Origin of the sequence: Sutterella seckii (assembly GCF_009183815.1) — a bacterium.
Classification (GTDB): Bacteria; Pseudomonadota; Gammaproteobacteria; order Burkholderiales; family Burkholderiaceae_F; genus Sutterella; species Sutterella seckii.
Genome location: NZ_WEHX01000019.1, coordinates 17,821 through 30,352 on the forward strand (window position 1 = coordinate 17,821; position 12,532 = coordinate 30,352).

Consider the following 12,532-nt stretch of genomic DNA (forward strand, 5'->3'; position numbering starts at 1 on the left):
CCGCATGTTTGCGATTTTCGTTCTACTGCGAGCTGAAAAGGAAAGATGAAGGAGGTCTGTTAAACTCCAAATCCTCTTATCTGCAGTTAAGAGACTGGAACGCACGCTTTCTGTCATCGGCGTGCGTTCCTTTTATTGGGAGCCCACGGTTCAGCGCGTTGAGACGATTGGCGCTGTGTCCCGGGATTCCGGTTTGATTTCCAAGAGAGAGTTCAGAGGTTTCGTCGGGCTTGAGAAGCTGAGTTTCCATGGTGCGTGAGAGCGTGAGTCCCTCTGATCCCTCGATTGCGTGGACCACCGAATACATCCCGCCCGAGTGAGGGAGGCTGGTCCGCATTTCCCAGGAGAATCCGGACCGCCTGATGATTGATCTCATCTGCTCGCACTATCGGCGCCGATGCGTGGAAGTGCGCCAGACCATCGAGGCGACGGCGCTCTCAGAGGAGGCGGCAAGGAATCTCGACGCTCAGCCCGGAATACCGGCCCTCAGAATTCTGAGGCGCTGCATCAGCGACCGCTATAGAACGCGCCTCATCACGCTCTCGATCATGCCTTCCGACCGGTACGCCTTTAATCTGAATGTGCGCATTGACTGAAATGAATGGCTGACGCGGCGCTCGCGATTGACGACGCTTCCCTTAGGCCCTTCAGGACTCCATTACAAATTCATGAAGACTGAGGGGCAGAAACTGCATCTTGTCGCTCAATCGTCATTTTGCTGTCAGAGGTTTGTTGCATCTGCTTCCTAGACTTTTTTGAAGGATCCCGCAGGAAGCCCGGGCGTGCCCGGGCTCCGGGCGGCGATTCCCTTCAATGAAATTGTCCGATCTCAGGAAACAGACGTGAATAAACACATCCTCTCCGCCGCAGCGGCTGCTGTGCTTCTCTCCTTCTCTGCCGCGAGTGCCGTTCAGGCCGCGCAGATCTATCCGGTCGACCAGGCGCGCTTTATGACGAATGCGCGCTTCGACTTCAAGGTCGAGCTCGATACCGTTGTCGACAGGAAGAACATTCAGGTACAGATCAACGGCCAGGACTATAAAAAGGTTTTGAAGGGCGACGAGATCTACGTTGCCGAGGAAATCGACGCCAAGGGTTCGGCCATCATCCTCCGCGATGTCGAAATCAAGAAGCCCGGGAAGTACACCGTCACCGTGAAGTCGCCTGAAGGCGAGCTGCGCGCGAACTGGGACATCTACACGACGCCCAAGAAGGCCGTCGCGAAGAACGTCATCATTCTCCTTGCCGACGGCCTCTCCGTCGGCCACCGCACTGCCGCCCGCATTCTTTCGAAGGGCGTGACGAACGGCATGTACAACGCACCCCTCGCCATGGACGACATGCCGCACATGGCGCTTCTCGGCACGAGCTCGGTCGATACGATCGCGGCCGACTCCGCCAACACGGCTTCGGCCTACATGACGGGCCACAAGTCGTCCGTCAACGCGCTCGGCGTCTATGCCGACCGCACGAAGGCCTCGCAGGACGATCCCCGCCAGGAAACGATTGCTGAAATCCTTCGCAGGAAGACCGGGAAGGCGATCGGCGTGGTTTCGGACGCTGAAATTGAAGACGCAACGCCGGCCTCCGTCGTCTCCCATACCCGCCGCCGTGCGGACAAGGCCGACATCGTCGGCATGTTCTGGGATGTCCGTCCGGACGTGATTCTGGGCGGCGGCTCGGCCTACTTCCTCCCGCAGGGCGTTCCGGGCTCGAAGCGAAAGGACCAGACCAACTACATCGAGATGTTCAAGAATGACGGCTACCAGTTCGTCACCGACCGTACGGAACTCAACGATGCCGTGAAGGGCAAGGCCCCGCAGAAGCTCCTCGGGCTCTTTCACACGGGCAATATGGACGGCTGGATCGACCGTCATCAGTGGAAGGGCAATACCGTCAAGAAGTTCCCGAACCAGCCTGACTTCACGGACTCCTTCAACGCCGCCGTAAAGGTGCTCGAGCAGAATAAGAACGGCTTCTTCCTGATGCTTGAAGCGGGCCTTGTCGACAAGTTCTCGCACCCGCTCGACTGGACGCGTTCGGTGGGCGACACCATTGCCTTCGACAAGGTGGTCGAGCTCGCTCAGAAGTACGTTGACAAGCACCCCGACACGCTCCTCATCGTGACGGGCGACCACACGCACTCGATCTCGGTCGCGGGCACGGTTGACGACAACAAGCCCGGCAAGGACATGCGCGAGAAGGTGGGCGTCTACGCCGAGGCGGGCTATCCCAACTACGAGGATAAGGACAAGGACGGGTTCCCCGACAACTTCGCCCCCTCGAAGCGCCTTGCCGTCTTCTTCGGCGCTCATCCCGACTACTATGAAACCTATCGTCCTTATCCGGACAAGACCTTCAATCCGGCCGTCAAGAACGAAAAGGGCGAATACGTTGCCGACGACACCTACAAGAACGTTGAGGGCGGTCATTTCGTTGAAGGGAACCTCCCGAGAAACGAATCCCAGGGCGTTCACACGGTCGACGACCTCGTGGTCACGGCCCGCGGTCCGCGCTCTGAAGAGATCAAGGGCTTCATGAACTCGACGGAAATCTTCCGCGTGATGGCTGAAGCCATGGCCCTCGGCCACTGATCCGGCACAGAAGTGCCTCTAATCGGGACGGAATGCGGCTGAAGTCGATTGAATCGGCCGCGCTCCGTCCCGTTTTCATATGTTCAAAAAAGAGGAACCTATGATTCGAAGAAAGCTCCTCTCGGCCGCTCTTGTCGGTTTTGCGGCTCCCATGCTCGCCAGTTTCCCGGTGCGGGCGGAACCGAAGCCCAACCTTTCCTTCGACGAGATGTATGCGGGCTATTCTGTTCTGGGGCTGAAGCTCTCCGAGAAGCTCAAGAGCCTCGCAGGGAAGAAGGTGACGATCCTGGGCTTCATGGCGCCGCCACTCAAGGCCGACGCCAAATTCTTTGTGCTAACGAAGGAGCCCGTGAGCCTCTGTCCCTTCTGCAGCACCGACGCCGACTGGCCGGAGAGCATCATCGTGGTCTTTCTTTCCGAAAAGCAGGACTTCGTGCAGGCGAACCGCATCATTGCCGTGACGGGAACGCTTGAGCTCGGAAGCCGCATGGACGAGGAAACGGGATTCGTGTCGCTCGTGAGGCTCGTCAACGCCCGCTTCGAGGTGATCTGATGAAGCCCTTCGACCTTCAACTCGAAAACCTCCGCCTCACGGTGCCGGACGGCGACGAACTGCGGACTATTTTTGCCTCCTCGCGCTTTGCGCTGCCGGAAGGGAGTCTGCTCGGCGTCAGGGGCGAGTCGGGCTCCGGGAAAAGCACGTTTCTGAAGCTCATCTCCGGGATCCTCACCCCCACCGAAGGGGCTGTAAGCTGGGGTGAAACGCGCCTTTCCCGATTGCCAGAGGGCGAGCGCGACCGCTGGCGCGGAGAGAACTGCGGGTTTCTTTTTCAGGACTTCAGGCTCTTCGAGGATCTTTCGGCCGAGGAGAACGTGCTGCTTCCGGCAACCTTCTACCGGCGGCCGACCTCAGACGACAGAAAGCGGGCCCGGGAGCTTCTCGACCATTACGGCGTGCGCTCCGGAACCCGTGCGCTGCATCTCTCGAGAGGAGAAATGCAGAGAACGGCGCTTGCGCGCGTCCTCTTTGCCGCTCCGAAAGTGATCCTCGCCGACGAACCAACAGCGAGTCTCGACGGAAAAAGGGCGGAGGAAGTGACGATGGCGCTCATCGGCGCAGCAAAGCGCCTCGGCGCCACGCTGATTCTTGTTTCGCATGATCCGCGGGTCCTCGCGCACTTTCCGCAGAAGGTGGTGATTGCCGAAGGCCGCCTCATTGAAGGGAATTGAAAGGAGCTCTGAATGCATGTCTGGATGCTGCTCAAAAGCGAGCTGAGGCGCTCCCTCGGCGTTCTAGGGGGCATGGCGCTTGTTCTCGCGCTTGCGCTTTCGCTCGCCATTTCAACGGGACTCGCCGAAAGAATGCTCAGAAGCTCGTCGGCGCAGGCTGCGGACGACTTCGACCTTCTCGTGGGCGCAAAGGGAAGCGCCGTGTCGCTTCTCTTGGGCACCGTTTACCTTCGGGATGAACCTTTGTCCCTTGTTCCCGCAGAGGCGCTCAGGACGCTCAAGGATTCAAAGCGCGTCCGCTGGTACGCGCCGATTGCGCTCGGCGACCGCATCGGAAATGCCGCGATCGTCGGCACGACGAAGAGCATGGTGATTCAGGGCGGGGCGAGAAACGTGGCCGAGGGCCGCGTATTTGAGGCGCCCCTTGAAGCAGTGGCAGGTGCGGAAAGCGGCCTCAAACTCGGGGATGAGTTCCTCCCGGTGCACGGCAGAGTCCACGGCGCAGGGCACGCGCATCAGGGGGAGAAATTTCGCGTGGTGGGCGTGATGCCGCCCACGGGCACGCCCTGGGACCGCGCCGTGATGGTGCCGATCGAGCGCGTCTGGGCGCTTCACGGGCCGCTTCATGCCGAGCACGAATACCATGATGAACATGAGGAACATGAAGGGCATGATCATCATCATGCGGAAGGGATTCCAGAACCGCTCGAACACTGGCTGACCGAGGACCTCTCCAGGTTCCCCGGGATGTCCGCGATCGTCGTGAAGCCCGTGACCGTGGCCGATGCCTACCGGCTCCGGCAGGACTTTTCAAAAATGACGGTTTTGGGGGCTGATGGAAATCCCGTCCCGCTCATGGGCGTCTTTTCGGGCGAAGTTCTGGTAGAGCTTTATGCCGCAATGGGCGGGGCGTCTGAAGCGCTTTCCTTCATCACGGGCCTTACGCTCGTGATTGCTCTCGCGGCAACACTCGTCACGGGCGTGCTCCTCGGGCGGCTGAGGCTTCCGACGCTCCTGCAGCTTCGCGTTCTCGGAGCGCCGAAGCGCTACGTCGCGCTCCTTCTCTGGTGCATCGTGATGGAGGTGGTCGGCATGGGCGCCGTCATGGGCGTGATTCTGGGGTGGGGCATTGCCGAGCTCTGCGCGATGGGGCTCACGCACCAGACGGGAATCGCGATGAGTCCGGCGCTTTCCCTGAATGAACTCCGGCTTTTCCTGCTGACCCTTGCGCTTGGGGGCCTTTGCGCGCTCATTCCCGCCTGGGCGGCGGGACGCGCCAGAATGAACTGAGAGAAACAAGGCCTCATGCCGCGACGCTGAATGTCCGCGGCATAAGGCCTCTGCGTCTTTTTGCCTTCATGTTTTTCCGCGGCAAAGAAAAGCGGGCGGCATCAGGCGCTCTGAGGTGCGTCCCTGATGCCGCCCGCTGTTTGCTTTCTGCGCTTATGAAGCCGAAAGGCGGCTAGAAATTACTTCCCGCAGCAGCACTTCTTCACGGGATTCGGGTGAATCATCTTCGTGGGATCGACGTACTGGTCGAACTGTTCCGCAGTGCAGAGCTGGAGTTCGAGCGCCGCTTCCTTAAGGCTCTTGTTGTTCACGTGAGCGTAGTGGGCGATCTTCGCGGCGTTCATGTAGCCGACGAGCGGAGACAAGGCGGTCACGAGCATGAGGGAGCGCTCCATCAGGTCGTGCAGACGCTCCTTGTTGGCCGTGATGCCCGTGACGCAGTGGATCTCGAAGGACTTCATGACGTCCGCGAGGTTCTTGATCGACTGGATCAGGTTGTAGGCGATGACGGGCTTGAAGACGTTGAGTTCAAAGTTGCCCTGGCTCGCGGCGAAGTTGATGCAGGTGGCGTTCCCCATCACCTGAACCGCAACCATCGTGACGGCTTCGCACTGGGTGGGATTGACCTTGCCCGGCATGATGGAGGAGCCCGGTTCATTGGCCGGAATGATGATTTCGCCCAAACCGCAGCGCGGGCCGGAGGCGAGCCAGCGGATGTCGTTTGCGATCTTCATGAGGTCGGCGGCAAGACCCGCGAGCGCGCCATGAAGGAGGCAGACGGCGTCGTGGCTCGTGAGCGCATGGAACTTGTTGGGCGCGTCCTTGAACTTGAGGCCGGTCTTCTTCGTGAGGATTTCAGCAACCTTGGCGCCGAAGCCTTCCGGCGAGTTGATGCCCGTGCCGACGGCGGTGCCGCCGATCGCGAGTTCGCGGCAGGGTTCAAGAGCGGCGAGGATGGCTTCGCGGCTGTGCGTGAGCATCGAGGCGTAGCCCGAGAATTCCTGGCCGAGCGTGAGCGGCGTCGCATCCTGGAGGTGCGTGCGGCCCGACTTGATCAGGTCCTTGAATTCCTCAGCCTTGGCGTAGAGGGCCTTTTCAAGGCCTTCGAGGCGCGGGAGGAGGTAGTTCGTCGTTTCAACGACGGACATGATGGAGAGCGCGGACGGGAACGTGTCGTTCGAGGACTGCGACATGTTGACGTGGTCGTTCGGGTGAACGAGCTGGTCCTTCGAGAGGCTCGCCTTGTCGCGGAAGTTGCCGCCCAAGATTTCGATGGCGCGGTTCGCGAACACTTCGTTCATGTTCATGTTCGACTGCGTGCCCGAGCCCGTCTGCCAGACGGCGAGCGGGAAGTTGCCGTCGAGCTTGCCCTCAAAGGCTTCGTCGCAGGCTTCTTCAATGGCGGCGGCGCGCTTGTCGTCGAGCTTGCCGAACTCCTGGTTCGCAAGCGCGCAGGCGCCCTTCAGGAGCGCGAAGGCACGGACGATCTCCACAGGCATCTTTTCAATGCCGATCTTGAAGTTCTCATAGCTGCGTTCGGTCTGGGCGCCCCAGTACTTGTCGTTGGGGACCTTGACCTCGCCCATAGAGTCCTTTTCGATGCGGAACTGATCCATCTTGATTTTCTCCTTTCGTTTTCTTTCGACGAGCCCGCAAGTCTTTGCGCGATGTGCGCATGACGTTCTGCGGACTTGACTTGGGGGTGGGTAATGATAATGAAAATGGAAATCATTAACGAAAACGAGATGCCTCTTTGGGGATATGCGCGAACGGGTAAGTTGCGTTGAATGAGGGTGCCGGGATCCTGTCTTTACAAAGAGAAAGTCCGGCGAGAGCTGGTTTTGCCGGACATCGGGAGCTCCGGGAAGACAAGTTTTCCGAGGTTGCCGGCTGACGGCGGAGATACCACGAAGGCGGGAGAAGGAAGAGGTCGGCGGGGAGAGCCGGGCAGGAAAGATGCAGAGGCGAAGGAGGACCGCGAGGCGCTGAGACCGCTCATCCGTCTCAGCTGCCGATTTGAGGAAGAAAGATTTTTGTCTTTTTTCAAAAAGCAGTTTCAGGCAGTTTTTGTGGAGGAAAACTCTAATTCAGCGCGGTGTTTGCAAGTACATTGAGTCGAAAGAGTGATTGCTTTTAGGGCGCTCCTGAGGCAATCAGGCATTTTGGAACTTTTTTACCTGTGAGGCTATATGTTCATTTCGCGCCGCAGCGCGCTTCTTGCGCTCGCCTTGAGTTCAATGGCTCCAGTGCTTTCCGCCCGGGAGGCGATGCTGCCGACCGACCACAGTTCATCGAAATCGGATGCGACCAATCCCGGAGGCTTCAACATGAAAACGCGCACCGTCGAACTTCAGAACGGGATTCACATGCCGATTTACGGCATCGGGACCTACAGCCTTCACGGCGACCGCTGCATTTCATCCGTCCTTGAGGCGCTCAAAAACGGCGTGCGTCTCATCGATACCGCGCACATCTACGGCAACGAGCGCGAGGTGGGCGAAGCCGTTCGCCGCTCCGGCATCCCCCGGAATGAGATCTTCGTGATCACGAAGCTCTATCCGAATCAGTATTCAGATCCGAAGGCCGCCATCGACGAGTCGCTCGAGCGCCTCAACATCGGCACGGTCGACATGGTGCTGCTCCACCATCCCGGGTCGGATGACGTGAAGGCCTATCACGCGCTCGAAGAGGCCGTGAAGACTGGGCGCATCCGCACGCTCGGTCTCTCCAACTGGTACGAGAAGGAGCTTAAGGACTTTCTGCCGCACGTCTCCATCAAGCCTGCGCTCGTCCAGAACGAGATCCATCCCTACTATCAGGAGCAGGACGTTGTTCCCTTCATTCAGAAGCTCGGGATCACGGTCCAGGCCTGGTATCCGTTGGGCGGCCGCGGCTACACGGAGGCGCTTCTCTCCGATCCGGTTCTCAACGAGATCGGCCGTGCGCACGGGAAGTCTGCGGCGCAGGTGATTCTCCGCTGGGATCTGCAGCGCGGCATCGTGGTGATTCCGGGATCATCGAATCCCGCGCACATTCGCGAGAACACGGAGATTTTTGATTTTGAGCTCAGCGTCGAGGAAATGAACCGCATCGCGAAGCTCGATCGTGCGGAGAAGCATGACTGGTACTAAACCTCTGGACCACCTCAGTGAAGAGGGCTTGAGCTCTGCGGATTCGTAATGGAGCAGGCAGTTTCATTGTTGACAGGTTCTATCGAGGGGCTACTCATATAGAAAAAGCGCTGCTTTCGGTCAATGCCGCGAGCAGCGCTTCTTTCTTTGAGATCAAGCGTTTATTTCAGCGCTCGAACCTTTGCTATCAGATCTTTCCACCCGGGCGGATTTCGCGCAGGTCGAACTTGGTTCCGAGCGGGATGCGCGAGAGCGTCATGCCCTTGGGAGCCTGGCGGAACCAGTAGAGGGCGTCGGAATCCTTCGGGCCGATCACTTCGCAGTTGTGCTCGCCCGTGACGAAAAGCGCCGTGCCTTCCGGAAGGCCAATGACTTCCTCGTCCTTGTTGTACCACATGAACTCTTCGAGGCGGTCTTCACGGGTTTCGTTGTTGAGGCCCTGCGTGCCGCCGGAAATGAAGTGCGGGTTCGTCTGGAACGGGATGAATCCGAAGGTGTTGAAGGACGGGGGTTCAGCGATCGGCATGTCGTTCGTCGTGCGCAGCGTCGGGCAGGCGACGTTACCGCCGGCAGACCAGCCGCAATACGGAATGCCGCCATTGACCTGGTCACGGATCAGGTCAATGATGCCGGCTTCATACATGCGCGTGACGAGCGCCCAGGTATTGCCGCCGCCGACCGCGATGGCAGAGGCTTCACGAACAGCCTTCTGCGGATCCTTGAAGCGATGAATCGAGATAATTTTGTGACCAAAGGGCTTGAAGGCGTCCTGAACCTGCTTTTCATAGGCGTCGTAGGTGCCGGCAACCTTGGCATACGGGATGAAGAGAATTTCGTGCTTGGTCGAACCGTAGAGCTGTTCGTACTGATCGCCTGCGAAGTCGAGGTAACCCGAGGTGTGGTAGCGCGAGCTCGACTGGATCAGGACACGGCGCTTTTCACTTACCTTCTGCGGGCCGAGCGGCTTTTTGATCTTTGCCTGAGCGACCGAAACGGTGCCGGCAGCAGCGGCTGCGGAGCCGAGAATGGCAGTTTGGATGAGGCTGCGGCGTGAAAGAGACATTTCTATTTTTTCCTTCGATGGTATGACTTTACGTGGGTCCGGAGGCGATTCCGGATCCGCTGCCACAACCTGGTGCGCACCAAATTGATGCGCAAAGTATAGGGATGACATCGAAGGAATAGAAGGACGTTTACGGTGCGCAATGGGTATGGTCGATCATAGACAGACTCTCACTTTTCACCTCAAAAAGTATAGGATATAGTAGTAAATTTGATTTAAATCTATGATCATAGGTTGATTTCAGTATATTTTTTTGGGCAGATTTTTTGCCTGTCGGTTTGTCTCTCCGCATTACACACGCCGGACTTAAGGGAAGCCTGTTGAAACGCAGATACTCTGCGTAGACTGAAAACATACGAATAAACACATCAATAGAATGGCGGCTATAACCGATCTTCAGCGGCTTCCTCTCAATCTGCCGGACTTCATCGCGCTCCGGGAGTGCGGGATGATCTACGTCGATAAGACCCGGCAGATTGCCTCTCTTGCGATGATGCGGCGGCAATATGTTTTTGTCCGCCCCCGGCGTTTCGGGAAGTCGCTCCTGATCTCTACTTTTGAAGCTCTTTTCTCGGAAGGACTCAAGCATTTTGAAGGTCTTGCGATTCAGGATGTCTGGCGCGAAGAGCGATGCTATAACGTTGTTCGCCTTGACTTCTCAACGATTCGTCACTTTGATTCTTTTGAGTCCTTTACCTTTCAGTTTGAGCGCCTTCTGGACAACGCCTTTGGTAAATACGGATTCAATCCTCAGCATGGCGAAGATCGACTCATTCATCTTGAGGTCGATCGCTGGTTCAAGACTCAGCCTCGGCAGAGCCTGGTTCTTCTGATTGACGAATACGATGCGCCGCTGACGGCGGTGATTGACACCCCGGAGCTCTTCAAGTCGGTCAGGCGGAAGCTCGCTGCCTTCTACGCCGTCTGCAAGAGCAATGTTGCGCAGCTCCGTTTTTTCTTCATGACGGGCATCACCAAATTCAATCAGGCAGATAGTTGTTCGGAACTCGATGATCTGGTTGATATTTCCATCGATCCCATGTACGGCGATATTGTTGGGGTCACGGAACTTGAGATCAGGAAGTACTTTTCTCCGTATCTCAAAGATGCAGCCGCGACGCTGGGGCTTTCAGAAGACGGAACGCTTCAGAAGCTGCGCCAGTACTATGGCGGCTATTGCTTCGATGAGGATGCCTCTGTCCACGTGTATTCCCCTTGGTCTGTGCTGAATTTCCTGGCTCGACCCTATAGAGGGTTTCGGAGCTATTGGATCGAATCAGGCGGACAGATTTCTCTTTTGTGCCGGTACCTCAAGGACCATGCGGAGCGGAGTCCGGCCGATTATGCGGTAGAGAAACCGTTGAACTACGGCGAGATGCTGATCCCGACTGGGTCCGAGGAGAGACAGCGTGATACGGCGCTTCTCACGCTCGCAGGCTACCTCACCATCAAGCGTAGAGAACTCAATACCTTTTTCCTGGGTTACCCCAACCGCGAGCTTGAGGAAGCAATGGCGACTACGTATTCGGAGCGCCTGCTCGAGGGGCGATCGATTCGGGAGATTGGCGCGTGAGAAATCCACGATGCCTTTTGAACGGGGAGGGTGGATGAGGCGGTAACGCTTCTCAAACGGACTTCCCTCAATATCCATTACGTACTCAGCCGGTGCCACTGGGTTCTGGAGCTTAAATTCCTTTCCCGAAACGATGAAGAGAAAGGCCGCAAGCCCGAACGACTGCTCGAAGAGGCGCTCGCGCAGCTCCGTGAGAAGCGCTACGGGCTTCAGGATGGAGGAGAGGAAAAGCGAATCCGGGCTGCGCTCGTCTTCTCTGAGCAAAGGCGGGAGTTTGTGCTCTGGCAGGAATGCCCGGAGATCGACGCATGAAGCACCTCATCCTGGCGCTGAGAGACACTCAGGAATCACCTCGACAAAATCCATTCGCTCATCATCAGAATGTCTTTCCTTCTGATGAGGCGGCTCCCCGCCGGGCAGATGAGGGTTCCTTCCTTCGCCGCCGCGGAAAGCAGCCGGTCGAGCGGCGCCTTCGTCGTGTAGATGATGTTGGAGAGCGTTGCCCGGCTCACCTGCATCGGAAGCTCCAGGTATTCCTCCCGGGACTCGAGCGGGTTGACGCCGGAATGAAAAAGCGTCGCGGCCCAGAAGAGCAGAAAGCGTTCGGGCAATGAAAGCGAAAAGAGCGCCTCCATCCCGATGAGCTCGGACTTCCCGGCGAGTTCGGTGTAGCCGACGTATTCAAGGAATCGTCCCTTGTCGTCCATGAGCCGCTCGCGGAAAACCTTGCCCGGAAGACTCGTGATCCTTGAGGGCTTGACGGCGCGCACGAGCCGCGGCGTGGGTTCCGATGAGAAGAGGTTCAGAAAGCCCTGAAAGCTCCCGTCGGGATACAGATTCATGGCGAGGGGCTTATTGAGCCGGTAGTTGGTGACGCCCTTGCTCACGAGCCCGGAATCAATGCGCCGCACAAGGGTCGACTGCTCGGCCTCCGTCTGGATGTAGGCGCGCACGGAATAGTCCTGCGACTGCCCTTCAGAATCAAAAAGCTCGAGAAGCGATTTCGGCGCGCGCGGCACAATCCAGGGACAGATGACTTCCGGGTTCGACATGGGCGGGAGAAGAGAATCGGCGAGGAAATATTCATCTTCGCTTTCTCAACTCGGCGCCGTCAAGAGAGTTTTCCCATCAGCAGAATCGGGTAGGAGGCATGGGATTAGTTCCCATGCCGTCCTCCCACACCACCGTACGTACGGTTCCGTATACGGCGGTTCCTAGTATCAAGGCTTAACGGCCTAACATGCACTCCATTCCACTGGGGCCCCTGCTAGTCCAATCCAAGTCCATCCCTGCTTCTCAAGGAAGGCGTCGCCAAGGGCTAGGTGTAGTATGGGACTGCAAGCGACTCGCCAGTATTTCTTACTGGTGTTTGCCCATTCCCATGCTTTCTGCTTGTCGATACCTCGTTTCTTGAGAGTCTCGTACTTCGTACGGATCTTCTTCCATCGCTTCCAGTAGATCATCCGGATCCTTCTCCGGATCCATTGGTCGATCTCCCTTGCCCAACCTTTGAACTGCGCCAGCTTATAGAAGTTGAACCAGCCGATGATGTACCGGTGAATGTCAAGTGAGCTTTCGCCGATTTTGTTCTTAAAAAGTAGGTTGTAGTCTGAGCTCAGTGAGGGCTTTGCCCTCTCCGCCTTCGGCGGAT

General features: G+C 57.8%; 12 protein-coding genes. 8 read left to right on the forward strand and 4 right to left on the reverse strand.

Going from position 1 to position 12,532, the window contains the following annotated elements; genetic code table 11:
* Window positions 1-359: 359 nt before the first annotated feature.
* The 5 genes from GBM95_RS04735 to GBM95_RS04755 all read left to right on the forward strand — a co-directional run bounded on the left by GBM95_RS04735 (window position 360) and on the right by GBM95_RS04755 (window position 5,114).
* Window positions 360-596, forward strand: coding sequence for a UTRA domain-containing protein (locus GBM95_RS04735; RefSeq protein ID WP_404817497.1), 237 nt, complete (start codon window positions 360-362; stop codon window positions 594-596).
* 246 nt (window positions 597-842) lie between these two features.
* Entirely contained in the window at window positions 843-2,594 is a 1,752-nt protein-coding gene (locus GBM95_RS04740; RefSeq protein WP_152158035.1) for an alkaline phosphatase, read from the forward strand.
* A 100-nt stretch (window positions 2,595-2,694) separates the two neighbouring features.
* A complete protein-coding gene (locus tag GBM95_RS04745) occupies window positions 2,695-3,147 on the forward strand; it encodes a hypothetical protein (protein ID WP_152158036.1) in 453 nt (150 codons plus the stop codon).
* Window positions 3,147-3,824: an ABC transporter ATP-binding protein gene (locus GBM95_RS04750; protein WP_152158037.1), complete on the forward strand. Its 678-nt coding sequence runs from the start codon at window positions 3,147-3,149 to the stop codon at window positions 3,822-3,824. Before GBM95_RS04745 ends, GBM95_RS04750 begins: the two co-directional genes overlap by 1 nt.
* Window positions 3,825-3,836: 12 nt before the next feature.
* On the forward strand, window positions 3,837-5,114 hold the full coding sequence (locus GBM95_RS04755; RefSeq protein ID WP_152158038.1) for an ABC transporter permease: 1,278 nt from the start codon (window positions 3,837-3,839) through the stop codon (window positions 5,112-5,114).
* Window positions 5,115-5,293: 179 nt separating this feature from the next.
* Here the strand turns inward: GBM95_RS04755 and fumC are convergent, their stop codons facing one another.
* Window positions 5,294-6,730: a class II fumarate hydratase gene (gene fumC, locus GBM95_RS04760; protein ID WP_152158039.1), complete on the reverse strand. Its 1,437-nt coding sequence runs from the start codon at window positions 6,728-6,730 to the stop codon at window positions 5,294-5,296.
* Between the two features lie 573 nt (window positions 6,731-7,303).
* Here fumC and GBM95_RS04765 point away from each other — a divergent pair.
* On the forward strand, window positions 7,304-8,245 hold the full coding sequence (locus GBM95_RS04765; RefSeq protein WP_226963162.1) for an aldo/keto reductase: 942 nt from the start codon (window positions 7,304-7,306) through the stop codon (window positions 8,243-8,245).
* A gap of 187 nt (window positions 8,246-8,432) precedes the next feature.
* Here GBM95_RS04765 and pepE read toward each other — a convergent pair whose 3' ends face one another.
* Window positions 8,433-9,308: a dipeptidase PepE gene (gene pepE, locus GBM95_RS04770; protein ID WP_152158040.1), complete on the reverse strand. Its 876-nt coding sequence runs from the start codon at window positions 9,306-9,308 to the stop codon at window positions 8,433-8,435.
* Window positions 9,309-9,684: 376 nt separating this feature from the next.
* On the opposite strand from pepE, the gene GBM95_RS04775 reads away from it, so the two are divergent.
* Both GBM95_RS04775 and GBM95_RS04780 read left to right on the forward strand, forming a co-directional pair.
* Window positions 9,685-10,881, forward strand: coding sequence for an AAA family ATPase (locus GBM95_RS04775; RefSeq protein ID WP_152158041.1), 1,197 nt, complete (start codon window positions 9,685-9,687; stop codon window positions 10,879-10,881).
* Between the two features lie 30 nt (window positions 10,882-10,911).
* Window positions 10,912-11,193, forward strand: coding sequence for a hypothetical protein (locus GBM95_RS04780; protein WP_152158042.1), 282 nt, complete (start codon window positions 10,912-10,914; stop codon window positions 11,191-11,193).
* Window positions 11,194-11,228: 35 nt separating this feature from the next.
* Here GBM95_RS04780 and GBM95_RS04785 read toward each other — a convergent pair whose 3' ends face one another.
* Window positions 11,229-11,933 (reverse strand): cyclic nucleotide-binding domain-containing protein, encoded by a 705-nt coding sequence (locus GBM95_RS04785; protein WP_152158043.1) that lies wholly within the window; start codon window positions 11,931-11,933, stop codon window positions 11,229-11,231.
* A 183-nt stretch (window positions 11,934-12,116) separates the two neighbouring features.
* Window positions 12,117-12,532 (reverse strand): group II intron maturase-specific domain-containing protein (locus GBM95_RS04790; protein ID WP_319643762.1); only part of this gene is annotated, 416 nt, incomplete at its 5' end.

Bases quoted from the DNA above. Each gene is read 5' to 3' on its own strand.
- GBM95_RS04745 (WP_152158036.1), top strand. From the start codon at position 2,695: ATGATTCGAAGAAAGCTCCTCTCGGCCGCTCTTGTCGGTTTTGCGGCT.
- GBM95_RS04750 (WP_152158037.1), top strand. From the start codon at position 3,147: ATGAAGCCCTTCGACCTTCAACTCGAAAACCTCCGCCTCACGGTGCCG.
- GBM95_RS04755 (WP_152158038.1), top strand. From the start codon at position 3,837: ATGCATGTCTGGATGCTGCTCAAAAGCGAGCTGAGGCGCTCCCTCGGC.
- fumC (WP_152158039.1), bottom strand. From the start codon at position 6,730: ATGGATCAGTTCCGCATCGAAAAGGACTCTATGGGCGAGGTCAAGGTC.
- GBM95_RS04765 (WP_226963162.1), top strand. From the start codon at position 7,304: ATGTTCATTTCGCGCCGCAGCGCGCTTCTTGCGCTCGCCTTGAGTTCA.
- pepE (WP_152158040.1), bottom strand. From the start codon at position 9,308: ATGTCTCTTTCACGCCGCAGCCTCATCCAAACTGCCATTCTCGGCTCC.
- GBM95_RS04775 (WP_152158041.1), top strand. From the start codon at position 9,685: ATGGCGGCTATAACCGATCTTCAGCGGCTTCCTCTCAATCTGCCGGAC.
- GBM95_RS04785 (WP_152158043.1), bottom strand. From the start codon at position 11,933: ATGTCGAACCCGGAAGTCATCTGTCCCTGGATTGTGCCGCGCGCGCCG.